Genomic DNA, 26,996 nt, shown 5'->3' with positions numbered 1-26,996 from the left:
GCCCGCCCCCGCGCCGCCCGCGCCACCCGCGCCGCCCGCGCCACCCGCGCCGCCCGCGCCTCCGGAGCTACCCGCGCCGCCCCCACCCGTGCCCGCATCGCCCACGCACGCCCCCTCCTGGCACACGCCCTCCGGGGCACACGCCCTCCGGGCAGGGCACGCCGTCCACCTCGTCGACCTCGATGCACTGCCCGCTCAGAGAATCGCAGGTGGGCACCCGGCACGCGCCGCTCGCGGGCCCTTCGCACACCGTTTCCCACCAGGCGATGCACTCCCCGTCCTGACAGGTGTCCGCGGTCGTGCAGGCGTCGCCGTCATCGCATGCCTTGCCCGTGGAGGGCCCGCAGCTCCCGTCGTTCGCGGCGCCCGCCGCCACGGAGCACGCCATGCACGCGTCGGCGTCGCACGCCTCCTCGCAGCAGACCCCATCGACGCAGTACCCGCTCGCGCACGCATCCGCGCCGACGCAGGGGTCCCCGATGTCGCTCTTCATCACCGCGTCGAACACGTACACGGAGTTCCGGTTCCGGATGAGCGCGGTCTCGCCATCGATCGTGATCGTGGACCCGAAGTAAGCGTCGGGCGCGCTGTCGTCCGGGACCAGCTTCTGTGTCTGCTGCCAGGCGCCGCCGGAGCGCTGGAACACGTAGGCCGCGCCCGCGTCCGTGTCCGTGCTGTCCTGGCCCGACGCCCCGAGGAGGATGGTGTCGCCATGGATCGCGACGCTGGTCCCGAGCCCGGACAGCTCCGCGGCGTCGGGGGGATGAGCTTCTGCGTCTCCACCCAGGCGCCGTTCTGGGGGGTGCTCTGCGAGTAGTCGCCCACGAGCCGCGTGTCCCCGTCGAGCGCGAGGGCGTCGCCGAACGAGTACACGGCCGTGGAGGGCCGCAGGACTTTCTGCTGCTCGACCCAGGTGTCGCCGGAGCGCACGAAGACGTACACGGCGCGGCTCAGCCCGGAGCCCGGGAGCCGCCCGGTCACCGCGAGCGTGTCCCCGGAGAGCGCCACGGTCAGGCCGATCTTCGCCCCGCTCGCCGCGTCGCTCGGGATGAGCTCCTGCTGCGGGGCCCAGAAGCCACCCGCACGGGCGAACACGTACGCGGCGCCTTCGAGCGCGCCGTTCTGATCGGTGAACCGCGTCGCCACCGCGGTGTCGCCCTGGAGAACGAGACCTCTGCCGAAGCCCACCTGGGACGAGCCGTCGGGCTCCAGGAGCTTCTGCTGCTCGACCCAGACCAGCGGATCGACCACCACCGGGTACGTCGCCCCCGCGTCGTCGACGTGGATCGCCACGGTCCCTTCGACGAGCGCGAGCCGCGCCGGGAGCACCTTCCCCGCCGCGTCCACCACGTGCAGATCGGTGTAGCGCAGCACCTCGTGGCCCGACGCATCCCGCAGCGAGAGCGCGTCCCCCGCGCCGCCCGCGCTTGAGACGCCCGCCGACAGGTCCCCCTCGATCCCCACCTCGATCACCAGCCCCTCGCCGGCCTCGCCCCCCGCCGCCTCTGCCGCCCCCGCACGCGCCGCGCAGGGCCGCTCCTGCACCGTGAAGCCTTGCTCGATCCCCAGCGGCCCGTTGACGTACCACTCCGTCATCCCCTCGCGTCGCGCGCGAAGGTCACCCGGTTGCCGTCCACCGCGGGCGCGACGGCGTGCGCGCGGCGAAAGCCCTCCGCGCCTGCTGCACCCTCCTTCCCGGCACAGCCCCACGCGCGCGCCGAGAGCCCGAAGCGCCACTCCCCGCTGCCGCGCGTCGGCGTGCTGCGCGTCGGCCTGCCGCGCGTCGGCGAGAGCCACACGCCCTCGGCCGACAGCTCCGCAGCCAGCCCCTGCGCGGGGTTCAGGGCGCGCGCGCTGCCCGCCGTGGCCACCACCCCGTACTCCGTCGGAGCCTTCGCCTGCACCGCCGCGATGTACGCCGCGCGTCGGGACGCCTGCGCAGGCCCCTGGTCGACGGCAGGCGGTGCCTCGGCGCCCGACGTGGCCCACGGCGCGCCGCGCCCTCGGGCGTCATCGAGGACGCCGTCCCCGTCTCCCGAGGCGCACGCCGCGGTGACCGACAGCGAAACCAGCAGACCGAGCCCCTGCGCCCCCCGGTGCCACAGCGCAGTCGTGTTCATGCTCCCCGTGGTACCACGCTGGCGCCACCGCCCGACATCCGCTCACGCCTCGCCTTCACCTCCTCGACAGGCGATCTCCACGCGGTCGGCGCGGTCGGCGCGGTCGGCGCGGTCGGCGCGGCGTCGCTTCCCCGGCGTCTGGGTCCGCCCGAAGCCGCCCGGAGCCGCCCGGAGCCGGGCCGTCGCCTTGGCCTGCTCCGGTGAGGGTGGTACGTCTGCCAAGGTGCTTCCGCCTCTCGATCACCGCATCTCCTTGAGCCGGGACCAGATCGCTGCCTTCCGCAGCGACGGCTACCTGGTGATGCGACAGGCAGCGCCGCCCGACGACATCCGCAGGTATGCCTCCGCCGTGGAGGACGCCTCGGCGCGCTTCGCCTTGCCGCGGCGCGCGCCGGCGCTGCGCGACACCTATGCGCGCGCGTTCATCCAGACCTTCAATGCCTGGGCGCAGGACGAGCAGGTCCGGCGCCTGGTGTTCGCGCCTTGCTTCGCGCGCGCCGCCGCCGAGCTGCTCGGCGTCCCCGCGGTGCGCATCCTCTGCGACGAGCTGCTGCTCAAGGAGCCCGGGAGCGGACACACCCCGTGGCACCAGGACCACTCGGCGTGCCCCTTCGACACCGACCTCGGCATCGCCGTCTGGATCCCCCTGCACGACGTCCCGGTGGAGATGGGGGGCATGTACTTCGCCCGCGGCTCGCACCTCCTCGGGGAGCTCGGCCCTCACGACATCTCCGACGCGACCGACGTGGCCTTCGAGGCGGTGGTGAGGGAGCGCGGGCTCCCGCGCGACGAGCTGGGGGCGATGCGCGTGGGAGACGTCTCGTTCCACCACGCCTGGATGGTGCACGGCGCCCACCCGAACCGGACGGACCAGATGCGCGCCGTGCTCGTCGTTCACTACATGGCCGACGGCGTGCGCCTCGGGAAGCCCGGGAACCCCAGCAAGGCGCGCCTCGCGGAGATGCTGGCGCCCGGCCAGGCACCCGGCGACCTCGCGACCGGTGACCTCGTCCCCATCATCCCGTTTTGACCATGCGTCCGTCGCCGTTGCCGCCGTTGCCGCCGTTGCCGCCGTTGCCGCCGTTGCCGCCGTTGCCGCCCTCGTCCCCGCCGCCTCTGCCGACGCCCGCGAACGAGCGCCTCTCTCCCCACGAACGCCGCGTCATCGAAGCCCTCGCCGCGCAGCACGGCTGCCACGCCGCCATCCTCTATGGCTCGCGCGCCCGCGGGGAAGCGCGTCCCGACAGCGATCACGACCTGCTCCTCGTGCGCCGCGAAGGCCCCGCCGAGCGCCTCGTCCGCGACCTCGAAGGCCTCGCCATCGACGCCTGGATCGATCCCGAGGCCTCCCTCGACGTCAGCCGAGATCCGGGCCTCCTCCGCGTCCGCAGTGGCCTCGTGATCCGCGACGACCACGGCTTCGCGGCGGCGCTCGTCCAGCGCGCCCAGGAGATCTTCGCCGCCGGCCCCGGGCGCCTCCCCCCGGGCGAGGTGGAGGCGCTCCGGTCTTGGGGCCAGAAGATGCTCACGCGCCTCGCCGGCAGCGCGCTGGAGGCCGACTACCGGCGCGCCCAGCTCCTCGCGGAGCTTCTGCCCGCCTACTTCCAGCTCCGCGGCGCCTTCTACCTGGGCCCCCGCGAGGCCCTCCGTCAGATCGCGGACGAGGACCCCCGCGCCCGCGACGCTTTCGCGAAGGCCCTCGCCCCCGGCGCTTCCCACGACGCCATCGCCCACCTGGTGCGCGTCGTCATCGAGGAAGCGCCGCCCTGATCGCGCAAGCCGAGGCGCGGTTCTGCCTCGCCTCGGCTCACGCAGAGGATCAGCGCGCCGCCGCGCGGGCCTCGCGCCGCCCCGGCTCACTCGCCTGGGTCACCTTCTTCCGCGTCTTGCGCAGGAAGAACGACTCCACGAAATCACGCTGACCGGGGAACGCCGCCCGGAGCCTGCCGTACGCCTGGTCGAGCGCCTGACGCAGCTCGCGCCGCGCCGCGATCTCCGCGTCCGCCGCCTGGTTTTCCGCAGACTCGGCAAGATCGAGCGCGTCGCGCGCCTCGAAGCTCCGCTCCAGCGCGTCGTCCAGGCTGGTGAGCAGCCCTGCCTTCGCGGTGAAGTCCGGCGCCTCCGCGAGCTGCGTCCGCACCCGCTCCACCAGCTCCGGCTCCTCCCGGGGCCGCGCGCTCTTGATCGCGCTCGCCGTCCGCCCCAGCATCACCGACTTGTACAGCGCGTGATCCCGGCTCCGCTGCGCAGGCCCGTTGAGCAGGCCGTCGCTGCACGCCATCACCCGCATTCCCAGCACCACGTCGCGCACGCCGAACCGCGCCCGCGCCCTGCTCGTCGCCCCCTCGGTCAGCTCTGCCGAGGAGTGCCGCGCCTTCAGGGCCTGCGCCCGCGCCGCAACGCTGGCGCCTACTTCCTGGATCACGGCGCGCTGCTCGGCGCTGATGATCTCCGCATCTCGCCACGCTTCCTCGGCGCCCGTGAAGTGCGCCGCGTACTCAAGATGGGACTCGCTGGATGCCGTACTGGAGGGGAGTTGCATGACGTTCCTCTGGATGTTCGTTCAGGGAAGACCTCTCCCGCCGTGGCTTCGCCCACATGGCGATGCCCGGTGGAAAGGGACGCGGACCGCGCCGCGCTCGTGTTCGACGAGGCGCCGCGAATCCTTATGCACACCCTCTGCAAAAAAACATGCGCCCCCTGTGAGGGAGGCCACGGCAGGTGGGGAGCACGCGTCAGGTGGGGGAGGACACGTCAGGCAGGGAGGGAAGTCCCTTCGTGGAGACTCAATTCACGCCGACCAGCGACCAGGCCTGGCCCACGGCTGCCACCTCGGGGCTCCCGGCCCCGTGGATCGCCGTTCGCCGTGAACCCACCGTCCGTCGCCTGGTGCGGATCGGCCATGTAGCGGAGCGCGTTCCCCGGGGTCCCGGGCGTGAAGGCGTCCTCCCCGATCAGCCAGGTGTTCGCGCTCTCGCCCCGCGCGCTCCGCTCCACCATCGCGCCCATGATGTCCGCGATCGCCTCGTTCAGCGCCCCCGACTCGCCCGAGTACGTCAGGTTCGCCGTGCGCTCGATCACCCCGTGCGTCATCTCGTGCCCGCAGATGTCGAGCGTCACCAGCGGCGTGAACGTCGTCCCGTCGCCGTCGCCGTAGGTCATCACCGAGCCGTTCCAGAACGCATTGTTGTACTTCTTGCTGTAATGAGCGTCGCGGGCGGAAATTCCACGGGTACTCAACTGAGAAATCGTCCTCTTCCGGGCGTCTTGTTTCGCAACGGTCGACAGCCAGTGCGGGGGCTGGAGGAGCGTCGGCCTGCCGCGCGTCGGCAGTGGCGGCGTGGCAGGCGGCGCACCCGCGTCAGGGGAGAGCACGGGAAGTAAAAGTTTGAAGGTATCTGAGCGCTCCAGCATGCGCAGAGATCGTCCCGAAGCGCTGCCGAGGTCTCCAGACCGTCAGGAACGACGCAGCGAGACGTCGCTGAGGTGACCCAAAAAGATGTGCGCCCTTGGCGGCATGTCGCCAAGGTGACCCAAAAAGATGTGCGCCCTTGGTGGCATGTCGCCAAGGTGACCCAAAAAGATGTGCGCCCTTGGTGGCATGTCGCCGAGGTGACCCAAAAAGATGTGCGCCCTTGGTGGCATGTCGCCGAGGTGACCCGAAGCGTTGGGTGCGCTCAGTGGCACCGCGCTGCGGTGTTGAGGCGTCGGCTGGTGCGGAGCTGGGTGGCGGCAACCTGCGCCGACCCGCGCGTTTGCTCCTGGAGCCAGCGGCGTGGCAGGTCAGCCCTGCTTCGGGGCGCTGCCGAAGGCGCGCCGGTAGGCCTGGGGGCTGGTGCTGACGAGGCGCTGGAAATGCTCGCGGAAGGCGGTCGCGGAGCCGAAGCCGACCTCGGCGGCGATCCGCTCCACGGAGTGGCTGGTGGTCTCGAGCAGGCGCTGGGCGCGGCGCACGCGGGCGCGGAGCAGCCACTGGAGCGGCGTCGTGCCCACCTGGTCGCGGAAGCGGCGGTTCAGGGTGCGCACGCTGAGCGCGGCGCGGCGGGCGATGTCGTCGAGCGTGAGCCGGGCGTCGAGGCGCGCTTCCAGCCAGGAGAGGAGCGGCTCCAGCGAGGCGCCGTCTGGGGTCGGCGGCGCGTGTGCGATGAACTGGGACTGGCCACCCGCACGTTCGAGCGGCATCACCGACATCCTCGCGGCGTCCGCCGCCACGGCAGCGCCATGGTCGCGCCGCACCAGGTGGAGGCAGAGATCGAACCCCGCCGCCACGCCCGCGGAGGTCAGGATCTGCCCCTCGTCCACGTAGAGGACGGTGGGGTCGACCTCGATGGCGGGGTAGCGCCTGGCCAGGGTGTCGGCCGCGTGCCAGTGGGTGGTCGCGCGCCGCCCGTCGAGCAGCCCGGTCGCCGCGAGGATGAAGGCCCCGCTGCAGATGGACGCCACACGCTTGCCCCGGGCTGCCGCACTGCGAAGGGCGCGGAGCAGCGCGGGCGGGACCTCCAGATCCAGGTCAAGGATGCCGGGGAGGACGATGGTGTCGGCCCGCGCGAGCGCGCCGAGCCCGTGAGGGACGCGCAGGGTGAAGACGCCAGCGTCCACCTCGCGGGCGACCCCGCACACCCGGACCTGGTACGGGGCGCGTCCGTCGGAGAGGCGGACGGTGTCGAACACGCCGCAGGGGATCGACAGATCGAGCGGGACGACGCCTTCGAGCGCGACGACAGCCACGACATGCATGGCGAAACCATGCCGGATCGGGCCGGTGTCGCCAAGCCATTGCCGCGTCGAAAGCTCCCTGCACGACGGCCTCGCGACCGCTCCGGCAACGGCTGTCGATTGCGGGGAGACACCTGCGATCCGTGGCCAGAAGTCGTCGAAGATTGGCATCATGGCCACTCGCGGGAGAGCCGTCGGAGTGCGATGACCGGGGCGTGGCGATGGACGCCACGTGCGCAACGCGCAACCCAAGGACAGGCGTGACCCATGACGATGGAACCGATGCGTGCGCCGGGAGGCGCCGAGGTGCGGCCGCTCCAGGTCGGGATGGTGCTCTATCCCGGCTTCACCCTGCTGGATCTGGTGGGGCCCCAGGCCGTGCTCGGCCTGCACGGGCAGACCCACTTGCTCTGGAAGACGCGCGACCCTGTGGTCTCGGACTCGGGCCCTGCGATGCTGCCGACGACCACCTTCGCCGCGTGTCCGGAGGATCTCGACATCCTGTTCGTGCCGGGCGGTATGGGCACGGCCGACGCCCTGGAGGACACCGAGATCCTCCAGTTCCTGAGGGATCACGCGCCGCGGGCCAGGTACGTGACGTCGGTGTGCACGGGGTCGCTCATCCTGGGCGCCGCGGGCCTGCTCCGCGGCTACCGGGCGACGACGCACTGGGCGTGTCACGCGCTGCTCTCCGCCTTCGGCGCGGAGCGGGTCGAGGCGCGCGTCGTCACCGACCGCAACCGGGTCTCGGGCGGCGGCGTCACGGCGGGCATCGACTTCGGGCTGACGCTCCTCGCCCAGCTCCGCGGTGAGCAGGTCGCGAAGCTGACCCAGCTCATGGTGGAGTACGACCCGGAGCCGCCCTTCGACGCAGGGACGCCGAGGACAGCCGACCCGGCGCTCGTCGCCCAGGTCCGCGCGCACCTCGACGCGGACGTCCAGCGCATGCTGCGGGTCGCCACGGTGACACCAGGCCACGCCGCGAGCCCTTGATCCCTTGACCCTCGGGTGTCGTGGGGCGCGACGGCCCGCGCGACGGGAGCATCCATGACTTCGAGGCCAAGGTGCTGGCCCGCGGTCGCCGCCCCGTGCATCGAGGTAGGGTCTCGTGGACGTCCAGATCATCTACCCAGAACGTCGCCCTGTCTGGCAAGGCGTCGCGCCTCACGCGGGCTCGAACCCCCTCTGCGCGGTCCCCGTCCTCGACGTCGCGGCCCACCTGGAGGCCTTCCGTCACGGGGGCGCATACATCCTCCCCGAGAGCCACTTTCACCGCTTCGTGAGGGGACGCGCCACGCTCGGGGATCCCACCGGCCAGTTCATGGCCACCTGCGCGACCATGGACGGGATCCTCGCGGCCTGTGCGGGCCGCGTGGCCTTGCTCAAGCGGTGGCTCGGCATCCCGCCCTCGACGTGGAACGAGCCGCTCTACCGCGTCGACGTGCGCGAGCCCCTGCGCTACCGCGCGCGCTTGCCGACCGGGGCCGAGCGCGGCGCCAACGCGGCCTTTCTCCGGGGCGGATTCACGTGCGGCGGCCTGCCCGAGATCGTCACCGATCCCTTCCCCAGCTCCGCCGCAACCATCAGCGCCCTCTTCCCGGGGCCTCAGCGGTAAGGGCCGCCGGCGCTGCCGTGGAGCCGGTTGCGCTCGATCCGCACCCGCGCTTCGTCGAGCGACACCAGCGCTGCCAGCAGGGCGTCGGGCGCCACCGACGAGAGGACGGGGGCGATGGTGAGCGCGCGGTCGTCGATGCTCACCGGTCCGAGCTGCGCGTCGAGGGCGCGCAGCACCTCCCGGACGTGCGCGTCGAACAGCCCTGGCACCCGGGACGTCAGCGTCGGATCTGCGCGCACCAGGAAGCGCCGGTCGAACACCGCATCCCCGACCTTCACGTCCTGACCTCCCAGCCAGGAGCGGACGCCATCGAAGAGGTTCTCCCTCCGGAGCGCGAGCCTGAGGCCCAGCTCCGTCTCGAAGGGCGCCCGCACCGTGAGGTGGTGCTTGCCGTTGCCCTTGCGCGCCGAGCCCACCGCGATGGTGCGGCCTTCGATCTCGCCCCACACCCCGAGGGGCGCCGTCCTGAACGCGAGCCCGTGCGTCGCGGCGAGGGAGGCGAGGGCCTCCGCGTGCCCCCGCAGCGGCGCCGCGGCCGGGACGCTGACGCGCGCCTCGTCGAGGACCTTCAGCGTCTCCACCACCTTGTGGGTCGCCTGCACGATCCAGGGCGCGTCCACGTCGACCCCGTTCCGCTCGGCGATGGCGCATCCCTCGTCGTACAGCCGGACGTCGTACGCGGCGCGGTGCAGGGCCACGAGGTGCGCGCGCAGGTCGGGCGTGAACAGCTCCCGGGCCCGCTCCACGTCGTCGGCCGAGCGTGAGAACTCGAGGTCGAGGTCCTCGCTGCCGGTGGGGATCTGCCCGAGCGCGCCCAGGATCACCTCGCGGCGGCGCATGTGGAGGCCGAGATCCAGGGGCGGCGTGAGCGCGCCGTCGATGCGGAGCTGCACCTCGCGATCGAGGGGGCGGTAAAGCAGCGCGATGGCGTGGCCCTCGATCACGCCCTCGGCCCCGCTGGACCTCTCGGTGAGCCCGAGCGTGGCCGCTGCCCACTTGATCTGCTGCTGGAGATCCACCCCGTGAGGCTACCGAAGGTCGGCGAGCGGCGCAGGGGGAAGGCAGCGTGGTATGATGCGCATGCCTTGGTCACGCCGCTCCCAGCCCCCGAGTCCTTCCGCGCGCGTCCGATGACGCTCGCCGCGTGGGCAGCCCTGCCCGAGGATGAAGCTGGTGAGCTGGTGGACGGGCGGCTGGTGGAGGAAGAGGGGCCGGACGCCGTTCACGAGGTCCTCGTGGTCTGGGTCATCCGCATGCTCGGGGGCTTCATCATCCCGCGCGGAGGCCTCGTGCTCGGCTCGGACGCGAAGTTCGTGGTGAGCGTGCCCCGGGGCCGCAAGCCCGATGCCTCGGCGTACCTCCCCGGCAGCCGCAAGCCCCCGCGCCGCGGCCCGATCGGCGTCCCGCCGGACATCATGGTCGAGGTGGTGTCCCCGAGCCCGCGTGACGCGCGCCGCGACCGCGTGGAGAAGATCCATGAGTACGCGGCGTTCGGGGTGCGCTGGTACTGGATCCTCGATCCCCAGGAGATGACGCTGACCATCTTCGAGCTGGGGACCGATGGTCGTTACGTGCACGCGCTGGGCGCGGTCGATGGCATCGTCACGGAGGTGCCGGGGCTCGAAGGCCTCACCCTCGATCTCGACGCGCTGTGGAGCGAGGTGGACCGGCTCGGGCCGGAGTCCGGCGAGGGGCCGCTCGGCGGTGTAGACACGGTCTGACCAGGTGAGGTTCGTTTCATCGATGAAGCGCGACGACATCCAGACGCTGGCCTGCCCGACCTGCCACGGCGCGCTCTCTCACGAGGGGCCGGTGGTGTCGGGCGAGATCGTGGGCGGGAGCGTGTCCTGCAGCGGCTGCGGCGCGCGGTGGCCGTTCGAGGACGGGTTCCTGCGGCTCTACCGCGAGGCGGAGGTGCGCGGGACCGACAAGCTGATGCGGTACATCTATGACGGGCTCCCCGCGCTCCACAACCCGGCGGTGAAGCTGCTCCTGCCGGTGCTGCAGCTCGGGGGGAGCGAGGTGCAGCTCCGCGAGGCCTACGGCGAGCGGCTGGAGCTTGGTGCACTCGCGGCGCTCGCGCCACGCACGGATGGACGCCCGCTCCGGATCCTGGAGGTGGGGATGGGCGCGGGGGCGAACCTCGGGCTGATGCAGCGGCGCCTGCCGAAGGGGCTCGCCGTGGAGATCTGGGGGCCCGACCTGAGCGCGGGGATGCTGCGGGTGGGGAGGAAAGTCGCGGCGAAGCTCGGGATGACGAACGTGCGCACCCTGATCGCCGACGCGCACGCGCTGCCGTTCCCGGACGCCTCGTTCGATCGGGTGTTCCACGTGGGCGGGATCAGCGGGATGCGCGACCCGCGCCGGGTGCTCGCGGAGATGGCCCGGGTCGCGGTGCCGGGGACGCCCATCGTGGTGGCCGACGAGCAGCTCACCCCGGAGCTGCGGCGGAGCCTCTACCACCGGGTGACGTTCAAGATGATCACCTTCTACGATCCGGATCCGCACTGCCCGCGCGAGCTGTTGCCCGCGGGGGCCGAGGACGTGCTGGAGGAGCAGATCACGCCGTTCTATTACGCGCTGCGCTTCAGGATGCCGGCGCGCCCGCCGACGCGCCCTTGAGAAGGACGCCCCTCGCGTCGTGCGTCGTCGAGGAGCCGCTGCACGGCCCCGGTGACGCGGTGGTGGAGGGCGGCGAGGGCCTCGCGGTCGCGGGGGTCGACGGGTCCGTCGGCGAGGAGGTCGATGCGGGGGCCGATGCGCTGGCGGATCTTCACGGGCAAGGGCGGGGAGAGGGGCCAGAGGCCGAGGGGGCCGACGCCGAGCCACACCGGGAGGCCGTTGGGGACGCCGAGGCGCTTGCCGAGGGCGTAGCCGTCGTTGAGGCCGATGTAGGCGTCGTCGACGCCGTCGGCCGCGATGGGGATGATGGGGAGGCGGTACTTGAGGGCGAGGCGGATGTAGCCGGTGCGCTCGCCCCAGGTGACCTGGTAGCGGTGAAGGACGCTGCGGCAGCCTTCCTTTGTGCCACCCGGGGTGACGAGCACGTGCTCGCCGCGGGCGATGACCTCGGCCATGGAGGGGCCGTCGCCGGTGACGAAGCCGAGGCCGTCGATCATCCACTTGAGCAGGGGCTGCTTGTCGGCGGCGCCGTGGAAGATGGCGTGGGGCATGTAGCCGAGGCGGTCGTGGATCTCGGCGGTGAGCAGGCACATGTCGTGGGCGATGGGGCGGCCGTGGTAGCCGACGAGGAGCGCGGCGCCAGGCTCGGCGACGTGCTCGAAGCCCTCCACCTCGTAGCGGTGGTAGAGGCGCATGGCGCGCCAGTAGCCGAGCCAGAGGGCGAGGGGGGCGGCCTGCGCCAGGGTGGTGAGGGGCGCGGGGATCATCAGGCCTCCTCGGTCAAGGTGGGGAGGGTGCCGCGCCTGCGGGAGGTGAAGCGGTGCATGCCCTCTGCGCCGACCTGCAAGAGGAGGGCGCCGTAGGAGACGCCGGCGCCGACGCTCATCATCAGGATGTGATCGCCGGGGCGGACGTCGCGGGTGCGGAGGAGGCGGTCGAGGCTCGCGGGGACCGAGGCGGCGCCGAGGCTGCCGACCTCGGCGACCATGGGGACGCCGCGCGCAGGGTCGATGCCGAGGGCCTCGACGATGCGCTGGAGCATGGTGGCGTTGGGCTGGTGGGGGAGGACCCAGGCGATGTCGCGCAGGGTGAAGCCGGCGTCGCGGACCACGTCTTCGGCGGTCTTGACGAGGGTCGAGACGGCGAGGTCGCTCATGGTGCGGTTCGAGGCCTTGAAGGTGATGCGCTCGGGTTCGCCGGTCATGCCGGTGCGGGGCATCCAGGCGACGTTGCCGAGGGCGCGGTCGGTGCCGAAGCGGGCGCCGAGGATGCCCTCCGCGGGGCCGCCGGAGCCGACGATGGTGGCGGTGAAGGCGTCGCCGAAGATGACGTAGGGCCTCGGGTCCTCGGGGGTGATGCAGCGGGAGAAGGGCTCGGCGACGACGATGCCCACCGGGCCCGCGCCGGTGTGGGCGCAGCGGGCGGCGAGGTCGAGCGCGGTCAGGAACCCGACGCAGGTGTTGTTGAGGTCCATGCTGTCGCACGTGCCGTGCAGGCCGAGGGCGTCGACGACGTCGCTGGCCATGGAGGGGATCACGTGCTCGCCGCCGGTGGAGGTGACGTAGATGAGGCGGCGCAGGGCCTCGGGGCCGAGGCCCGCGGCGTCGAGGGCGAGGCGGAGGGCATCGGCGGCGAGCGCGCTGATGGACGCCTCGGCGGGCGCCCAGTGGCGCGCGCGCACGCCGGTGCGGGCCTCGATCCAGGCGGGGTCGAGGAGGCGGGCGCCCTTCACGGCCGCCGCGTTGTCGAGGGGGGGGCCCGGCAGGACGGTGCCGGTGCCGAGGATGCGGGAAGGGATCATGCGTGGGTCCGGTTGGAGAGGCACTGCTTGTAGGCCGCCTGGATCTTCTCGATGATCCGCTGCTGCGCGAGGGCGGTGTTCGCGTTCTCCATCACCTTGTCGGCGACCGCCATGTGCCAGAAGGGGACGCGGGAGAACGTGGGAGGGAGGCTGAAGAGGACCTCGGCCGCGTAGCGCCCTTCGAGGTTGCCGGTGCGGTGGAGGAGGATGTAGCCGGAGCGCAGCGCGTCTTCGGCGCGTTCGATGGGGTTCATGTCGTGCATGAGCCTCCCGAGGAGGCCGAGCCACTTGATCGGCTGGCTCGGGACCTCGGGCTTGGCGGAGGGGACGGCGTTCGAGGCGACGACGACGTCGCCGCCCCACTGCTGCGAGGCGGAGACGACGGAGCCGAGGGCGTTGTCGCGGCCCGTGGCGTTCGAGGGGACGAGATCGGTGATGGCGCCGTCGACGTAGCGCGCCTTCGGGGTGGTCACCGGCGCGAAGAGGGGGGAGAGCGAGCTGCTGCAGCGGACGCCGAAGCCGGTGGTGGCGTTGGTGATGACCACGGTGCGCGTGGAGGCGATGTCGGTGGTGACCGGGCGGAAGGGGATGTGCAGCTCCTCGAGGGGCGGGGCGTGGAGCAGGGCGTTGATGGTGAACTCCAGCGCCGAGGAGCTGAGCACCGAGGCGTCGATGCCCATCTGGAGCTTCCAGAGGCTGTCGAGGAGGAGGGCGAGGCCCTGGGGGAGCGCGCCCGGGCCGGCGCCGGCGGGCATGGCGGGCATGGCTGCGTAGAAGGCGCCCACCACGGAGCCGAAGCTCGTGCCGGAGATGCCGTCGATGGGGAGGTTCGCGGCGAGCATCTGCTGGATGAGCGAGACGTGCGCGAAGCCGAGGGATCCGCCGCCGCCGAGCGCGAGCCAGATCTGGCAGCCCATGAGCTTGCGGGCCCACTGGGCCATCACCGCGCTCGCGGAGGGGGCGCCCGGGAGCCTCCGGTTGTGCAGGTCGGGGAGGTCCTTCAAGGAGAGGCGCTTGCCGCTCTTCTCCCACAGGGACCTGAGGTGGGCGACGTCGACGTGGGCGCGGAGGCTGTGCTGCTGCACGTCGCTGCCGAGGTCGATGGGGACGTGCTGGAGGCTGGCCAGGTCGCCGCTCAGGGTGGCGCTGGCGTGCTTCAGCATGCGGAAGGTGGAGAAGAGGGGGTCGGGGTTCGGGAGGATGAGGCGCGCGCGGATGGTCCGCGGCTTCCGCGCCCGGCCAGGGGCGCCTCTGGAGGGGCGCTCGGATCTCGGCCCGGAGACCTCCGGATCGTCGGTGCGGGTGTCGTGCAGGATGAAGGCGGTGTCGACCCTGCCGCCGGTGCAGTCCCGGGTGCCCCGCGGATCGACGGCGGCCGCGTCGATGAAGATGACGTCGTAGAGGGGGAGCTGAGCATCGACGTGCTGGAAGAGGCTCTCCTCCGCGACCCTGAGGTGGTGGAGCGCGCCGGGGCCTTGCTCGATCTGGGGCGACGCGAGCGCCTGAGCCGCCTGTGCGAGGACGTGCACCACCAGGACCTTCAGCCCGGACGCGATGGACGCGACCCCCTGGGCGAGCAGGTCGGTGAGGGCGTCGAGGGGCACGTCGGCCTTGCACGCGCTCTCCACCTGGACGACCTCGGCGCGGTGGCTCACGCCGAAGGCCTGCTGCACCTGGGGCGCGGAGCGCGAGAACGAGGGCCGGGTGGCGAGGATCTCCTTGAACACCTGCGTCGGCCAGAAGTGGAGCTTCGCGCTCTTCTCGCCTTGCACGACCACCGTGGCGGTGCGCGGGGCGCCCCTGAAGAAGGACTCGTCGCCGAGGACCAGGGGGGCGTTCAGCGAGGCGATGGAGACACGCTCGGGCTGGTCCTCCAGGAACACCTGGAGGTGACCGCTCATGAGGAAGTAGAAGCCGTCGGCCGCGGTGCCTTGCTTGAAGACGGTCGCCCCGGGGGCGAGCTCGATCTCCTGCGCGGTGGCCCAGAGCTCGGCGATCTCTTGAGGCCTGATGTTCTCGAGATAATGCGAGCGCCTGAATGCGGCGATGTACTGCGGTTTGAGGGACGAGGTGGGTTGCCCGAGGTTTTCGGGGTCGAGGCGGTGTTCTTGGCTCACGCGGTGTGCTCCTTGATGGGCGCTAATGCGTTGCGGAGGGTCACACTGCACCCTATCGTCAAATGCATCTCGCTGTCACGGGCGGTAGCCACGTCGCGCGAGCTGGAGGACAAGGCGTTGAGCGGCACGGCAGGTGGTTGGGGCGTGGTCCTCGGGGTGTCCGCAGGGTCGGGGGCCGCGATTGCGAGGGCGCTCGCAAAGGACCCGGGCCTCGATATCTTCGGGGTGCACCGGGGTCGCCACCCGGATTCGGCAGGGGCTGTGGCCCGCGATCTGGGGGCGCTCGGGCGCAAGCTGCACTTCCGCATCGGCGAGGCAGGGACGGCCGAGAGCGCGCGCGCGGGGGCAGAGGAGGTGCTTCTGGTCGCGGGCGCCCGGCAGGTCAAGGTGCTGGTGCATTCGATCGCCAATGCGTCCGTGGGATCGCTCGTCACCCGAGGCGTGACGCAGCTCACTCCGCGCCAGATCGAGAAGACCTTCAGCTCGATGGCGCATTCATTCGTCTACTGGGTGCAGGAGCTGGCCGCGCGTGACCTGCTCGCGCCCTCGGCCCGGCTGATTGCGCTGACCAATCCGGTGGTGGGCTCGCTCTGCCCGGGCCTCGGGGTCATCGCGGCGAGCAAGGCGGCGCTGGAGGTTTACGTGCGCCAGCTCGCGATCGAGCTCGGGCCCCTCGGCCACCGGGTGAACCTGGTCAATTTTGGCCTGGTGGACACGCGGGCCGGGAGCGTGGGCTTCCCGTCGGAGGCCTGGGAGCAGGCGAAGGCGCGGGCGGCGGCAGTGACGCCGGCGCGAAGGCTGTGCACTGTAGAGGAGGTGGGGCGGCTGGTATCGGTGCTGACAGGGGACGCTGCCGAGTGGTTCAATGGGGCCACCATCGATTTCACCGGCGGCATGACCCAGAGCTTGCTGGGCATCGTGCTCAATGCGTCAGGAATGGACAGCAACCAGGGGCGGTGAGCGCTCCCGTCGCGGCGCTCGCGGCGCTCGCGGCGCTCGCGGCGCTCAATCCCGCACCGAGACAGGAAGGGGAGGACATCATGTCGGTTCGCATGGCGCAGGCTGCGGAGGCCATCGCCGAGCTTCTGAAGGCGCCAGCCAACTTTCCGGCGGCGATCAGGCTCTCGGACGCGCTGTCGCGGGGGAGCCTGTTCCAGTGGTTCTTCCGCCGGATGCTGGAGGGGCTCACGCCGGCCGAGGTCGCGCACCTCAAGGAGCTCACCTCACAGCCCGTCGACGTGGCGGCGCTGCGGGAGATGCCCGCCGGCTCGTTCGGCTACCACTACGCGCGGTTCGTCGCGCACAACGCGCTGGATCTCGACGCCTACACGGCGGCCTTCCCGCCCTTCGATGAAGCGATGGGGGCGCAGTGGGCGCTCCGGCGCTTCGCCAAGGTGCACGACATGCACCACTTCCTGCTCGGCTTTCCCGTGGACTTCCAGGGAGAGATGGGGCTCCAGGCGTTCAACCTGCGGAACTTCCGGGAGCCGCACGCGTTCCTCTCGCTGCCGATGCTGCCGCTCGTGGTGGCGCGGTACGGGCAGGGGCCGCGGACGGCGCGCGAGGTGGAGCGCGGTTGGGCGATCGCGGGGCAGATCCCCAACCTGTTCCAGGCGCCGCTCGAGGAGATGTTCGCGCTGGATCTCGAGGTGGTGGTGGCGCGGCTCGGCATCCCCGCGCGGCCGCCGACGCCGTGGGACGAGGGCGACGCGCGGGAGTGACCCCGCTGGGGGGGGTCAGGGCGTTGCGCGTCGCGGGAGGGAGACGGTGAACTCGGTGAACTCGCCGCGGGAGGTCTCCATGCGCAGCTCGCCGCCGTGGCCGCGCACCACGATGTCCTGGCTGAGGGAGAGGCCGAGGCCGGTGCCCTCGCCGGGGGGCTTGGTGGTGAAGAAGGGGTTGTAGATGTTGCCGGCGACCTCCGGGGCGATGCCGGTGCCGTTGTCGTGGACGTGCACCTCGATGCGGTCCCGGTGGTGGGCGGTGCGCACCGTCAGGGTGGGGACGTAGCCGGGCGGTGCGCCGCGCCACTTCTCCTGCATGGCGTAGCAGGCGTTGTTGATGATGTTGATGAACACCCGGGTGAGGTCGGGGCCCACGGCCTCGAAGGAGGGCATGGCCTCGTCGAAGACGGTCTCGACGCGGACCCGGAAGGCGGGGTCCTTGCCGGGCATGCCGACCGTCGCGAGCCGGATGCTCTCGGAGACGAGGGCGTGCAGGTCCACCTCCTCACGCAACCCGGGGGCGTCGCGGGCGTGGAGGAGCATGCTGTTGATGATGCCGTTGGCCTTCTTGCCGTGCTCGCCGATCTTCTGGACCACCTGCTTGAGGGAGGTCAGGAGCTCGGCGAGATCGTCGCGGGCCTCGGCGCTGAGGCGGTCGCGCTGGTCGGTGACACCGTCCGAGATCTGGTCGGACAGCTCGCCGGAGAGTTCGGCGAAGTTCTGGATGAAGTTCAGGGGGTTCCGTAGCTCGTGGGCGATGCCCGCGGTGAGGGCGCCGAGGGAGGCGAGCTTGCCCTGGGTGACGAGCTGCTGCTGGGTGGCCTTGAGCTGATCGAGCGTGGTGGCGAGCTCGCGGTTCTTCTCGGCGAGCTGGCTGGTGCGCTCCTGCACCTTGTGCTCCAGGGTGGCGTAGAGCGTGGCGTTGTGGAGGGAGAGCGAGGCCTGGGCCGAGAGGAGGCGGAGGACCTCGATGCGGTCGTCGGTGAAGGCGCCAGCGGTGAGGTTGTTCTCCAGGTAGATGACGGCGATGACCTTGCCCTGGTTGACGAGGGGGACGCACAGGACCGAGCGCGGGCGGCGGCTCGCGACGTAAGGGTCGCGGGTGAAGAGGCCCTCGTTCGCCGCGTCGTGCAGGACCACGCTCTCGCCGGTGCGCTTCGTGTACGCCACGATCGCGGTGGAGATGCCCTCCTCGCTCTCCAGGGGGGCGCCGTGCCGGACGATGACGGCGTCGCCGTCGGGCGCCCACTCGGTCTCGATGCGCAGCTTGCCGTCGCGCTCGAGCAAGAGGAAGCCGCGCTGCGCACCGGCGTTCTCGACGATGATCCGCATGAGCGCCGTGAGGAGGCGTTCGAGCACGATCTCTCCGTTGATGGCGCGGGCGGCCTTCATCACGGCGCCGAGCTCCAGGGTGCTGTTGGCCTGGGAGTCGGTGCCCGTGGAGGTGATGGTCATGACCTCGCGGGAAGAGACGGGCCGCGCGGAGGACAGCGGGGAGAGGAGGCTCGGGTGGAGGCGTTCGAGCTGCGCCACCTTGGCGAAGGCGCCCCAGCGGGTGTAGGCGAAGAGGGCGTCGGCGAGGTAGGCGTCGGCGCCGTGATCCCACCCGAGGGAGCGACAGAGGCCGGCGCAGCGTTCGAGGGAGATGGCCTCCTCGTGCAGGAAGCCCCGCTCGGCGGCGCCGCGCATGGCCTTCTCGTACTCGGCGAGGGCCTCCATGGGGCGGCCGAGGACGCGCAGGCGCTCCGCCTCCACGAGGGCGAGGCGGTGGTCGAAGTTGACGGGCGCACCCTTGGCCCACTGCCCGAGCTCGGCCTGGTTCTGCGCCACCGTCTCCAGGTAGGCGGCGCGGTCCTCGGCGCTGGCGTCCGGCGCGAGCGCGAGGAGCGAGAGCGAGTGGTAGAGGTTGTGGAGGATGACCACCGGGTGGCCCATGAGCCCGGCGCGGTGCTCCTTCGCGGACGCGGAGGCTCGGGCCGCCTCGGCGTGATCGCCGAGGAGGTACGCGAGCATGGCCTTGCACGTGTAGAAGAGGCAGAGCGTGGACACGTTCTGCGCGGCGTGCAGGGCCGGCAGCACCACGTCCTCGTTGATGCGCGTGCCCACGAGGCGGAGCGGGTCCTCCGCGCGGCCGAGGAGGTTCAGGACGAGCTGTCCGGGGATGCTGGCGAAGAGGCGCGAGAACTCGTGCTTGTGGGCGGTGACCAGGTCGATGTAGCGGGCCTGGTCGACGACGAGGCTCTCCAGGGGCTCGCCGGCGATGAGGGGGTGGGTGCAGAAGTTGACGGCGGCCTGGCCGGCGTGGAGGAGATCGCCGGTCTCCAGGCCCCACTGCACCGCCTCGCGCAGCTCCGGGAGGGTGTCGCGGATGTGGATGGTCCAGGGGCGGATGACGACGTTGCGGAGCAGGTACACCTCGGACGCGGCTTCCCGGGCCTGGAACTTGTCGAGGAGCTTGATGGCCAGGGTGGCGTAGGCGTCGGCGCTCACGAGGTCGTTGAGGACGCCGGCGTGGAGGGTGCCGTAGGTGACGTAGGCGACGGGGGAGTAGCGGGAGTTGCCGTGCTGGAGGCACACGCCGGACGCCTCGCAGCAGAGGAGCAGGTAGAGGAGGGGGTTCGCGGTGTACGCGGCGGCGCCGAGGCCGGCGAGGAGCCGCATGACCACGAGCTGGATGGGGTCCTCCATCTCCGGCAGGTCGATGAGGCTCTCGATGGACCGGCCGGCGAGGAGCGCGTGGTTCTTCTGGAGCGCGGCGCCGAGGTGCTCCTGGGTGGGGCTGTACGGCAAGCTCACCCCGAGCAGCTCCAGGGCGTCGAGGCCGGTGCGGATCATCTTCGGGAACTCGTTGCGGGCGTGCTCGAAGAGCATGCGCACTTCGAGGACCTTCACCTTGTCGACGACGTTGCGCGCGCGGGCCAGGGCAGCCTCGGTGAGGGGCTCTGCCTGGTCGAGGTTGGCGTTGAGGTACTCGGTGATCGTCGATTCGAGCTGGAGCGAGAAGGCGAGGTCGTAGTGGTCGTCGAAGGCGTCCTCCGGGAGCAGCCTGACGCCGGTGTCGAAGTAGCGGAGCGCCGGCTCGAAGGCTGCGGAGGTCTTGGCCTTGCGGCCCGCGAGGAGGCTCAGGCGGGCGACGGCGAGGCGCTCGTCCCGGGAGGTGAGGCGCTCGATGCCGAGCTGGTACTGGTTGACGATGGCGAAGACGGCCTCGTCGAGCGCGCTCTCGGGGGTGCTGGCGGTGAGGAGGCGGCCCAGGCCGAGGTGGACGTCCGGCTTGCGGGCGTCCTCGATGAGCGAGTAGGCGGCCTGCTGGACGCGGTCGTGGAGGAACTTGAAGGAGGCCGCGGGGACCTCGTCGCCGGGCTCGGCGAGGCGCGCCGCGACGGCCACCTGGTGGGCCTCGCCGATGGGGAGGAGCAGGCCCTCCTCGAAGGCCTCCCAGAGGTGGGCGGCGGTGGCGGCGGGGGGGTGCTCGTGCACCACGGCCAGGGTGTGCAGGTCGAAGTGGTTGCCGATGCAGGCGGCAAGCTCGAGGGCCTCCTGGGCCCCCGGGGAGAGCTTGTGGATCTTGCCGACCATGAGGTCGATCACGTCGCCCGAGAGGGCGCGCGCGCGGATGGCGTCGAGGTCCCAGCGCGCCGCGCTCCGGGTCTCGTCGAGGGTGACCAGGCCCTCCTGGTGGAGGGATTCAAGGAGCTGGCCGAGGAAGAAGGGGTTGCCCTGGGTCTTGGTGAGGAGCAGCGCGGCGAGGGGCGTGGCGCGCTCGGTCCCGCACCGGAACATCTCGGCGACGAAGCTCACCACGCTGCCGAGGTCGAGGGGGCTCAGGGTGATGGTGGTGACCCGGGTGCCGGCCTGCTGGATGGCCTCGGTGGTGGCGAGGAGCGGGTGGGCCGAGCCGACCTCGTTGTCGCGGTACGCGCCGATGATGCAGAGGTGGCGGAAGTCGGCGTCGCTCATGAGGAGCTGGATGAGCTTCAGCGACGGGACGTCGGCCCACTGGAGATCGTCGAGGAAGAGGATGAGCGGGTGCTCGTTCGCGGCGAAGGCGCGCACGAAGCTCTGGAACACGAAGTTGAAGCGGTTCTGGGACTCGGTCGGGGGCAGCGGCGAGGGCGGCGGCTGCTTGCCGAGGAGCAGCTCGACGGCCGGGATCATCTCGGCGAGCACGGGGGCGTTGGTGCCGAGCGCCGCCTCCAGCCTGGCCTTCCACGCGGCGAAGCTCGCCTCGTTCTCGGCCATGAGCTGCCGCATGAGGTCCTGGAAGGCCTCGATGATGGGCGCGTAAGGGATGTTCCTCTTGAGCTGATCGAACTTGCCCGAGATGAAGTACCCGCGGCGGCCGACGACGGGCCGCTGGATCTCGTTGACCAGGGCGCTCTTGCCGATGCCCGAGTAGCCCGCGACGAGGACCACCTCGGCCTTGCCGTCGCAGACGCGGTCGAAGGTGGCCATGAGGTCGGCGATCTGCGGCTCGCGCCCGTAGAGCTTCTGGGGGATCTGGAAGCGGTCGGGGACGTCGTGGCGGCCAGGGACGAAGCCGTCGATGCGGCCATGCTCGCGGTGCTGGGCGAGGCACTCCGAGAGGTCGGCGACGAGGCCGTGGGCGCTCTGGTAGCGGTCCTCGGCCATCTTCGCGAGGAGCTTGAGGACGATGGCGGAGACGGCCTCGGGGATGGCGGGGCGGACCACGTGCGGCGGGATGGGCGCGCGCGCGATGTGGCAGTGGACGAGCTCCATGGGGTCGGCGGCCTGGAAGGGCACCGCGCCGGTGAGCATCTCGTAGAGGGTGACGCCCAGGGAGTAGAAGTCGGCGCGGTAGTCGACGGCGCGGTTCATGCGGCCGGTCTGCTCGGGGGAGATGTACCGGAGCGTCCCTTCGAGGACGTTCGGGTTGCGCACCGAGGGCGACTCGCGGGGCAGGGTGGTGGAGATGCTGAAGTCGATGAGCCGGATGCGGCGGGTCTCCGGCTGGATGGCGATGTTCGAGGGGTTGACGTCCTTGTGGATGATGCGCCGCTTGTGGACCTCGCCGAGGGCGCGGGCGACCTGGATGCCGATGGACAGGACGTCGGTGAGGTCGAGCGGGTGCGCGGCCATGTAGGCCTGCAGCGACTCGGCGCCGCAGTCCTCGAGGATCAGGGCCGGCCGGTTCTTGTACCAGGCCAGGCCGAGGCACCCGATGATGCCATCGCTGGCGACGGCGCGGGTGCTCTCGTACTCGCGCCGCCAGCGCGCGACGTCGTCGGCCGTCGGGTGCTCCTGCTGGATCTTGATCACGACAGGCGTGCCGTCCTTGCGAGAGCGGGCGCGGTAGACGACCGATCGGTGACCGGCATGGATACGGGCGCCGAATTCGTACTCCGTGGTGATGTTGTCCATCGGATGCCCATCATACGCCTGTCGGCAGGGGTGAGCTGCGCTGGGCGGAACGAGCGCTGGTTCACGTTGCGTCCGCGCAGGCTTGCCCGCGGGTGCTGGAGCTGCCTCTGCGCACGGCCATGGCGTTCACGTGAGCGCGGTCGGGCTGCACCTGTCGACGCCGGCACCCCTGCTGAAGGTCACCTGGATGGGGCAGAGAGCCGCGCACGTCCCGCCAGGAACCAAGCCTCAGGTCTCACACATTTTCCAGATTTCCGGCAGATTTGCGAGCCAGATCGGCGCCGTTGTAATACGCTGCGCTTGGCCAACCTACCGGAGAGATCATGCTGGAGTTCAAGCTGAGCAAAGCGGTCAAGAGGATCGTGATCCCGCAGCAGGCGACCGCAGAGGGGCCGTCGGCGGGTGTGTACGTGCTGAAGCCCAAGAAGAAGCGGAAGAAGCTCTCGAAGAGCTCTCGCTTCCTCGAGAAGCTGCTGAGGCACGGCGCCACTGCCCAGAGGAAAGGAGTGAACACCTACCTCGAGCGGCACAAGCGCTCCAACCGCAAGAAGAAGGACGGGTGGTTGCGCGACCTGTCGAACAACCTGTCCCGAGCCAGCAACAAGGGACGCAAGCGCTTCAAGCTCAGCAAGCTGTTCTGAGGCTTTGCTGGCCCGTCCCAAGGATTGATGGAGGATATCGACCGATGGAGATTGAGACGAACAACAAGGATAACCACGCGTCGGCTCTGCCGAGGCCGACGATCATCGATCTCGGCAAGAAGAGCCGCAAGCGGGTCAAGAAGCTGCGCAAGGGCAAGTCTGGCGGCCTCCTGGCCAAGGTGCAGGAGGTGCTGGAGCAGATGAAAGAGGCAGGCGCGATTTCCGCGTCCGCACAGCCGGTCGTCGTGATCGTGCGCGAGCGTCGGCGAAAGAGCAAATACGGCAAGCTGTGGGGTATGGGCTGACCAGGATCTCCGCATCCTGTCTCACCGGGACGTCGACTCCGACGTCACACGCTCCCCATCCTCATCGCTGTTCTCCCGTGGCCGTCCCAGGCCTGTGGACCGGTGACGTGCAAAGACCCGAAGGGTAGCGACGCCCGGGAGCACCGTGGCCGAGGGGCTCTGTGCTCCGCGTACGCTGTCCGAGAGGGGGCTCGTGCGCGCGTCGTCAAGGCGCGCTGCGAACATGCACGCCATGGCTCCTCCGCCAGGGATTGTACTGGTATCTAGCAATGCTCCCCATGCATGACCGTTGGCCCGACAGACCGGTGGTGGTGATCCACCGCCTCGTGAAGGAATCACGCCGCGACATCGTCGGGGCCCGACCTCTCCAGGGTCAGCGGCGGGGGATCCTCGGATGCTGAAGAAGAGGTTGATCCCCACGCAGCTCGCGTACCGGAAGGCCCCCAAGGAGACCGGTAAGGCCCCCATGAAGCCTGTCGGCAAGTGGCGCCTTCTCTTCGTCGTCCGCTTCCTCGCCGCGACGGTGTGGTACTCGCTCCTCGCCCGCCTGCGGCCACCCGCGGGCCCCGGAGGCAAGTACACGAACGAGTTCATCGCGCAGCGCACCCGCGAGACCATGGAGAGGCTGGGCGGGCTGTGGATCAAGACCGGCCAGATCATCGCGATGCGCCGGGACATCTTCCCGAAGGCCTTCTGCGATGAGCTCTCCAAGCTCCACGACAGCGCGACCGGCTTCCCGGGCGAGGTCGCCTGCGCGATCATCGAGGCGGAGCTGGGCTGCCCTCTGCGGGAGGTGTTCTCGGAGTTCGATACCCAGCCCCTGGCCGCGGCGTCGATCGGGCAGGTCCACGTGGGCCGGATCAGGGCGAACGGCGTGAGGGTCGCCGTGAAGGTCCAGCGGCCCAGCATCGTGGAGTCCTTCCAGAGCGATCTGAAGATCCTTCGCTTCTACCTGACGCTCCTCAAAATCTTCCGGATCATGCCCTGGGGCAAGTGGGAAGAGATGTACTGGAAGCTCAGCCAGACGCTCTCCGACGAGCTGGATTACCGGCTGGAGGTGGCCTCGATCCGCCGCATGAGGAAGACGCTGCGCCATCAGAGGGTCTATGTACCCAAGGCGTTCGTGCAGTACTGCAGCGCGCGCGTCCTGGTCATGGAGTTCATCGACGGCGTGTTGATGTCCGACTACCTGAACGCCCTCAACGCCGAGCCGGAGAAGGCGAAGGCCTGGTGCAAGGAGAACAACGTCGACCCGAAGAAGGTGGGCAAGCGCCTGTTCCTCGGCTTCCTGCAGCAGCTCCTCGAAGACAACCTGATGCACGGCGATCTCCACCCCGGCAACATCATGTTGCTGAAGAACAGCCGGTACAGCCTCATCGACTTCGGCTCGGTGGACTCGCTCGATCGAGGCTTCCTGGAGAAGTACACCCTGGGGCTGACGGTCCTGGCGAAGCGTGACTTCTCCAAGTACATGGACGTGTTCCTGACCATGGTCCCAGGCCTCCCCCACGTCGACCTGGAGACGATGCGCATGGAGGTCGTCCGTGAATTGCAGGCCTGGGAGAGCCTGACGGACGTCAAAGGGATCCCGTACGAGCAGCGGGCCCTGACGGGCGCGAACGTGAGGCTCTCCGCGGTGCTGGGGAAGTACCACCTCCCGCCGCTCTGGAACATGCTGCGCGTGATGCGGAGCGGCATGGCGCTCGACGCGTCGCTGAAATTTCTGATCCCCGAGGTCAACTTCTTCAAGCTGGCGCGGCGCCACTTCGAGGGGCGTCGTGAGCGGATGCTCAAGTACATGGCCTCGAAGAGCAGCCGGCAGGATCTGGTCGGGAGCCTCCACGATCTGATGCGGCTGCCCGCGTCCCTGGGCGAGAACCTGCTCTTCCAGGCGGAACTCATCCGGAAGCGTGCGATCACCTTCCAGGGGCAGATCTCCAAGGCCGCGGAGGTGGGCAAGGCGCTGCTCACGACCCTGTTCAACCTCGGCCTGATCGTCACCATCCTCGCCGTCGCGCGCTACATCAACAAGCAACACGACGTCGGCAGCGAGGCCATCGCTTCGCTGCCGTTGAGGGACATCTTCACGACGATGCCGCAGCTCTCTCGCGGGATGTGGATCCTCGTCATCCTGCTCTGCATCTACCTGCTGCGGAATCTGAGGCGGCTCGTGAGGGTCCTCGGGTTCAGGTCTGTCGGGTCGAACCCCTGGGTCTGATGCAGCGAGGCGCACCAAGAGACGCCCGGTGCGCCCGAGGTGCGCCGGGCCCGCAAGCCGAGATGAACCGATGAAGCAAAGTACCAGTCCTCGCCAGCCCATCACGCGGAGGGCCGTCATGAAGGCCTCCTTCGCGACGGCGGGGGCCCTCCTCGTGGGGTGTGGTCAACGGGGCTGCGCCACGACGGCGGCCGTTCCCCGGGAGACGAGGCGGGTCGATGTCGTCGTCGTCGGCGCAGGCCTCTCCGGGCTGATGACGGCGCGCGAGATGCTGAAGGGAGGGGTGGGGTCGGTCCTGGTCCTCGAGGCGCGCCAGCGCGTCGGAGGCCTCACGGTGAGCCAGCCGATCGCCGATGGCATCGTGGTCGACGGAGGAGGGCAGTGGGTCGGTGACGCCCACACCCGGATCCTCGCGCTCGCCAAGGAGCTCGGCGTCGAGACGACGGAGTCGTACGCCTCGGGGGTGACGGTCTTCTATTTCAACGGCGTGCGCATGGCCGGGACCGGGCAGGTCTTCGATGGTGTGCGCATGCCGGGGACCGGGCAGATCTTCACCCTGGGAGAGCGCGATGAGCTGCGGCAGGTCCGGCAGCAGCTCACGGACATGGCAGCGGAGCTGCCGATCGATGCTCCCTGGGATGCGCCGCGCGCCACCGTGTACGACGAACTCTCGGTGTTCAACTGGCTGCGGGACCACACCAGGTTCGAGGGGGTGCGGCAGACCATCAACTACGCCATCAACTTCACGTTCGGCGCCAAGCCCGAGGATCTCTCCCTCCTGTGCTTCCTCGTCGCCATCCGCGGCTGCGGAGGCCTCGAAAAATTGCTGGCCACCTCGGATGCTCAGGACAGGTCGTTCATGGGCGGCTCTCAGCGCCTCTCCCTGAAGATGGCGGAAGAGCTGGGTGATCGGGTGATCCTGGGCGCGCCCGTGCGGCGGATCGTCGATGATCCTGGCGGTCCTCTGCGTGTCGAGACGGATCACCTCGTGGTGGAGGCGAGCCGCGTGGTGGTGGCCATGATGCCGGCGGATACGCGGCGCATCCGGTTCGAGCCGAGGCTGCCCAAGCTCCGGCGTGGCCTCGCGAGGAACTGGACAGGCGCTCCGGATTACAAGGTTCATGTCGCCTACAAGACCCCCTTCTGGCGTGATCTCCAGCTCAGCGGGACCGTCATTGCAGACAGCTCCGTCGTGGACTTCGTCTTCGACAGCTCGCCGTCCGACGGCTCTGCGGGCGTGCTGCTCGCCTTCGGCGCGGGCGAGGAGCTCCCGAGCGATGTCCGTTCGCGCAGGGATGCCGTCACCGCGGCGCTGGCGACGTACTTCGGGGATGAGGCGCTGACGCCGACGCACTTCGTGGAGATGGACTGGATGAGCGAGGAGTGGTCGACGGGCTGCGCCTCGCCGCTCAAGCCGCAGGTCCTGAGCGTCTACGGTCGGGCGCTGCGCGCGCCGGTGGGCCGCATCCACTGGGCCGGCACGGAGACCTCTTCGGTGTGGAATGGTTTCATGGAGGGGGCCGTTCGGTCCGGAGAGCGGGTCGCCAGCGAGGTGATCGCGGCGCTGCGTGAAGGCGGCATGGCAGTGCCCGTCAAGGCGCCAGAGAGCGCACCCGGTTAGCCTGTCCGACATGCGCCGCGCCCGGTCTTCATGGCCGGCTGGAGGCATCCGAGGGGGGATTTTTCGCTGTATCCGGTGACGTTCAAGCTGTACTTCGACCGGACCTCCCCGAGT

24 protein-coding genes and 2 pseudogenes are annotated in these 26,996 nt (G+C 70.4%); 13 read left to right on the top strand and 13 right to left on the bottom strand.

Annotated elements, in window-relative coordinates; all coding sequences use genetic code 11:
- Nucleotides 1–67 precede the first annotated feature (67 nt).
- The 5 genes and pseudogenes from CAP_RS53030 to CAP_RS53020 all read right to left on the bottom strand — a co-directional run bounded on the left by CAP_RS53030 (nt 68) and on the right by CAP_RS53020 (nt 2,342).
- Nucleotides 68–514, bottom strand: a complete 447-nt coding sequence (locus CAP_RS53030) for a hypothetical protein (RefSeq protein ID WP_044251041.1) — start codon at nt 512–514, stop codon at nt 68–70.
- Nucleotides 515–571: 57 nt separating this feature from the next.
- Nucleotides 572–718, bottom strand: a pseudogene (locus CAP_RS55930) (FG-GAP repeat protein); the annotation flags it as partial.
- A 224-nt stretch (nt 719–942) separates the two neighbouring features.
- A pseudogene (locus CAP_RS55925) lies at nt 943–1,596 on the bottom strand (FG-GAP repeat protein); the annotation flags it as partial.
- Entirely contained in the window at nt 1,593–2,120 is a 528-nt protein-coding gene (locus CAP_RS53025) for a hypothetical protein (protein ID WP_044251035.1), read from the bottom strand. The pseudogene CAP_RS55925 and the gene CAP_RS53025, both read right to left, overlap by 4 nt.
- Nucleotides 2,121–2,162: 42 nt before the next feature.
- Entirely contained in the window at nt 2,163–2,342 is a 180-nt protein-coding gene (locus CAP_RS53020) for a hypothetical protein (protein WP_044251032.1), read from the bottom strand.
- A gap of 1 nt (nt 2,343) precedes the next feature.
- On the opposite strand from CAP_RS53020, the gene CAP_RS40415 reads away from it, so the two are divergent.
- Both CAP_RS40415 and CAP_RS40410 read left to right on the top strand, forming a co-directional pair.
- A complete protein-coding gene (locus CAP_RS40415; RefSeq protein ID WP_044251030.1) occupies nt 2,344–3,150 on the top strand; it encodes a phytanoyl-CoA dioxygenase family protein in 807 nt (268 codons plus the stop codon).
- 2 nt (nt 3,151–3,152) lie between these two features.
- A complete protein-coding gene (locus CAP_RS40410) occupies nt 3,153–3,890 on the top strand; it encodes a nucleotidyltransferase domain-containing protein (protein ID WP_156041590.1) in 738 nt (245 codons plus the stop codon).
- Between the two features lie 49 nt (nt 3,891–3,939).
- Here CAP_RS40410 and CAP_RS40405 read toward each other — a convergent pair whose 3' ends face one another.
- The 3 genes from CAP_RS40405 to CAP_RS40395 form a co-directional block, all read right to left on the bottom strand.
- Nucleotides 3,940–4,662: a hypothetical protein gene (locus CAP_RS40405; protein WP_044251026.1), complete on the bottom strand. Its 723-nt coding sequence runs from the start codon at nt 4,660–4,662 to the stop codon at nt 3,940–3,942.
- Between the two features lie 212 nt (nt 4,663–4,874).
- Complete coding sequence (locus CAP_RS55470; protein WP_269325005.1) at nt 4,875–5,360, bottom strand: M4 family metallopeptidase; 486 nt, start codon at nt 5,358–5,360, stop codon at nt 4,875–4,877.
- A 543-nt stretch (nt 5,361–5,903) separates the two neighbouring features.
- Nucleotides 5,904–6,857 carry a GlxA family transcriptional regulator gene (locus tag CAP_RS40395; RefSeq protein WP_044251022.1) on the bottom strand — a complete coding sequence of 318 codons (954 nt, stop codon included), beginning with the start codon at nt 6,855–6,857 and terminating at the stop codon, nt 5,904–5,906.
- A 246-nt stretch (nt 6,858–7,103) separates the two neighbouring features.
- Here CAP_RS40395 and CAP_RS40390 point away from each other — a divergent pair, with 246 nt between their 5' ends.
- Together CAP_RS40390 and CAP_RS40385 are read left to right on the top strand one after the other, a co-directional pair.
- Entirely contained in the window at nt 7,104–7,829 is a 726-nt protein-coding gene (locus CAP_RS40390) for a DJ-1/PfpI family protein (RefSeq protein ID WP_044251019.1), read from the top strand.
- A gap of 115 nt (nt 7,830–7,944) precedes the next feature.
- Nucleotides 7,945–8,451 (top strand): hypothetical protein, encoded by a 507-nt coding sequence (locus tag CAP_RS40385; protein ID WP_044251017.1) that lies wholly within the window; start codon nt 7,945–7,947, stop codon nt 8,449–8,451.
- On the opposite strand, the gene CAP_RS40380 is transcribed toward CAP_RS40385, so the two are convergent.
- Nucleotides 8,442–9,470 (bottom strand): hypothetical protein, encoded by a 1,029-nt coding sequence (locus CAP_RS40380; RefSeq protein ID WP_044251015.1) that lies wholly within the window; start codon nt 9,468–9,470, stop codon nt 8,442–8,444. The genes CAP_RS40385 and CAP_RS40380 overlap by 10 nt on opposite strands.
- Nucleotides 9,471–9,536: 66 nt before the next feature.
- On the opposite strand from CAP_RS40380, the gene CAP_RS40375 reads away from it, so the two are divergent.
- Both CAP_RS40375 and CAP_RS40370 read left to right on the top strand, forming a co-directional pair.
- The gene (locus CAP_RS40375) at nt 9,537–10,172 is read left to right on the top strand and encodes a Uma2 family endonuclease (RefSeq protein WP_231511989.1); all 636 of its coding nucleotides are present in this window, start codon (nt 9,537–9,539) and stop codon (nt 10,170–10,172) included.
- A 22-nt stretch (nt 10,173–10,194) separates the two neighbouring features.
- Nucleotides 10,195–11,073 carry a methyltransferase domain-containing protein gene (locus tag CAP_RS40370; RefSeq protein ID WP_044251013.1) on the top strand — a complete coding sequence of 293 codons (879 nt, stop codon included), beginning with the start codon at nt 10,195–10,197 and terminating at the stop codon, nt 11,071–11,073.
- Here CAP_RS40370 and CAP_RS40365 read toward each other — a convergent pair.
- Genes CAP_RS40365 through CAP_RS40355 form a run of 3 tightly spaced genes read right to left on the bottom strand, consistent with a single transcriptional unit; the run spans nt 11,025 to nt 14,991 of the window.
- A complete protein-coding gene (locus tag CAP_RS40365) occupies nt 11,025–11,840 on the bottom strand; it encodes a lysophospholipid acyltransferase family protein (protein WP_044251011.1) in 816 nt (271 codons plus the stop codon). The genes CAP_RS40370 and CAP_RS40365 overlap by 49 nt on opposite strands.
- Nucleotides 11,840–12,874, bottom strand: a complete 1,035-nt coding sequence (locus CAP_RS40360; RefSeq protein ID WP_063748831.1) for a 3-oxoacyl-ACP synthase III family protein — start codon at nt 12,872–12,874, stop codon at nt 11,840–11,842. The genes CAP_RS40365 and CAP_RS40360 overlap by 1 nt, the downstream gene beginning before the upstream one ends.
- Nucleotides 12,871–14,991: a cyclic nucleotide-binding and patatin-like phospholipase domain-containing protein gene (locus CAP_RS40355; RefSeq protein ID WP_044251009.1), complete on the bottom strand. Its 2,121-nt coding sequence runs from the start codon at nt 14,989–14,991 to the stop codon at nt 12,871–12,873. The genes CAP_RS40360 and CAP_RS40355 overlap by 4 nt, the downstream gene beginning before the upstream one ends.
- 117 nt (nt 14,992–15,108) lie before the next feature.
- Here CAP_RS40355 and CAP_RS40350 point away from each other — a divergent pair, with 117 nt between their 5' ends.
- Both CAP_RS40350 and CAP_RS40345 read left to right on the top strand, forming a co-directional pair.
- Entirely contained in the window at nt 15,109–15,951 is an 843-nt protein-coding gene (locus CAP_RS40350; RefSeq protein WP_044251006.1) for an SDR family NAD(P)-dependent oxidoreductase, read from the top strand.
- On the top strand, nt 15,948–16,712 hold the full coding sequence (locus CAP_RS40345) for a Coq4 family protein (RefSeq protein WP_044251003.1): 765 nt from the start codon (nt 15,948–15,950) through the stop codon (nt 16,710–16,712). Before CAP_RS40350 ends, CAP_RS40345 begins: the two co-directional genes overlap by 4 nt.
- A gap of 15 nt (nt 16,713–16,727) precedes the next feature.
- Here the strand turns inward: CAP_RS40345 and CAP_RS40340 are convergent, their stop codons facing one another.
- Nucleotides 16,728–22,097, bottom strand: a complete 5,370-nt coding sequence (locus CAP_RS40340) for a trifunctional serine/threonine-protein kinase/ATP-binding protein/sensor histidine kinase (RefSeq protein ID WP_044251000.1) — start codon at nt 22,095–22,097, stop codon at nt 16,728–16,730.
- Between the two features lie 323 nt (nt 22,098–22,420).
- Between CAP_RS40340 and CAP_RS40335 the strand changes: the two genes are divergently transcribed.
- The 5 genes from CAP_RS40335 (at nt 22,421) to CAP_RS40320 (ending at nt 26,882) form a co-directional block, all read left to right on the top strand.
- Entirely contained in the window at nt 22,421–22,738 is a 318-nt protein-coding gene (locus CAP_RS40335; protein WP_044250997.1) for a DUF6312 domain-containing protein, read from the top strand.
- A 44-nt stretch (nt 22,739–22,782) separates the two neighbouring features.
- Nucleotides 22,783–23,043: a DUF6200 domain-containing protein gene (locus tag CAP_RS40330; RefSeq protein ID WP_044250994.1), complete on the top strand. Its 261-nt coding sequence runs from the start codon at nt 22,783–22,785 to the stop codon at nt 23,041–23,043.
- Between the two features lie 278 nt (nt 23,044–23,321).
- The gene (locus CAP_RS55465; RefSeq protein ID WP_269325004.1) at nt 23,322–23,444 is read left to right on the top strand and encodes a hypothetical protein; all 123 of its coding nucleotides are present in this window, start codon (nt 23,322–23,324) and stop codon (nt 23,442–23,444) included.
- Complete coding sequence (locus tag CAP_RS40325; RefSeq protein ID WP_052376814.1) at nt 23,438–25,261, top strand: ABC1 kinase family protein; 1,824 nt, start codon at nt 23,438–23,440, stop codon at nt 25,259–25,261. Before CAP_RS55465 ends, CAP_RS40325 begins: the two co-directional genes overlap by 7 nt.
- Nucleotides 25,262–25,379: 118 nt before the next feature.
- Nucleotides 25,380–26,882 (top strand): flavin monoamine oxidase family protein, encoded by a 1,503-nt coding sequence (locus tag CAP_RS40320; protein WP_052376813.1) that lies wholly within the window; start codon nt 25,380–25,382, stop codon nt 26,880–26,882.
- Nucleotides 26,883–26,996: the final 114 nt, after the last annotated feature.

Origin of the sequence: Chondromyces apiculatus DSM 436 (genome assembly GCF_000601485.1) — a bacterium.
GTDB classification, from domain to species: domain Bacteria; phylum Myxococcota_A; class Polyangia; order Polyangiales; family Polyangiaceae; genus Chondromyces; species Chondromyces apiculatus.
The sequence above is the reverse complement of the archived record's forward strand: the minus strand, read 5'-3'. Positions and strand labels throughout refer to the sequence as shown.

Excerpts from the sequence above, each read along its gene's own strand:
- CAP_RS40330 (WP_044250994.1), top strand. The coding sequence starts at position 22,783 with ATGGAGATTGAGACGAACAACAAGGATAACCACGCGTCGGCTCTGCCG.
- CAP_RS40325 (WP_052376814.1), top strand. The coding sequence starts at position 23,438 with ATGCTGAAGAAGAGGTTGATCCCCACGCAGCTCGCGTACCGGAAGGCC.
- CAP_RS40390 (WP_044251019.1), top strand. The coding sequence starts at position 7,104 with ATGACGATGGAACCGATGCGTGCGCCGGGAGGCGCCGAGGTGCGGCCG.
- CAP_RS40335 (WP_044250997.1), top strand. The coding sequence starts at position 22,421 with ATGCTGGAGTTCAAGCTGAGCAAAGCGGTCAAGAGGATCGTGATCCCG.
- CAP_RS55465 (WP_269325004.1), top strand. The coding sequence starts at position 23,322 with ATGCATGACCGTTGGCCCGACAGACCGGTGGTGGTGATCCACCGCCTC.
- CAP_RS40370 (WP_044251013.1), top strand. The coding sequence starts at position 10,195 with ATGAAGCGCGACGACATCCAGACGCTGGCCTGCCCGACCTGCCACGGC.
- CAP_RS40395 (WP_044251022.1), bottom strand. The coding sequence starts at position 6,857 with ATGCATGTCGTGGCTGTCGTCGCGCTCGAAGGCGTCGTCCCGCTCGAT.
- CAP_RS40340 (WP_044251000.1), bottom strand. The coding sequence starts at position 22,097 with ATGGACAACATCACCACGGAGTACGAATTCGGCGCCCGTATCCATGCC.
- CAP_RS40320 (WP_052376813.1), top strand. The coding sequence starts at position 25,380 with ATGAAGGCCTCCTTCGCGACGGCGGGGGCCCTCCTCGTGGGGTGTGGT.
- CAP_RS40410 (WP_156041590.1), top strand. The coding sequence starts at position 3,153 with ATGCGTCCGTCGCCGTTGCCGCCGTTGCCGCCGTTGCCGCCGTTGCCG.
- CAP_RS53025 (WP_044251035.1), bottom strand. The coding sequence starts at position 2,120 with ATGAACACGACTGCGCTGTGGCACCGGGGGGCGCAGGGGCTCGGTCTG.
- CAP_RS40405 (WP_044251026.1), bottom strand. The coding sequence starts at position 4,662 with ATGCAACTCCCCTCCAGTACGGCATCCAGCGAGTCCCATCTTGAGTAC.
- CAP_RS40365 (WP_044251011.1), bottom strand. The coding sequence starts at position 11,840 with ATGATCCCCGCGCCCCTCACCACCCTGGCGCAGGCCGCCCCCCTCGCC.
- CAP_RS40360 (WP_063748831.1), bottom strand. The coding sequence starts at position 12,874 with ATGATCCCTTCCCGCATCCTCGGCACCGGCACCGTCCTGCCGGGCCCC.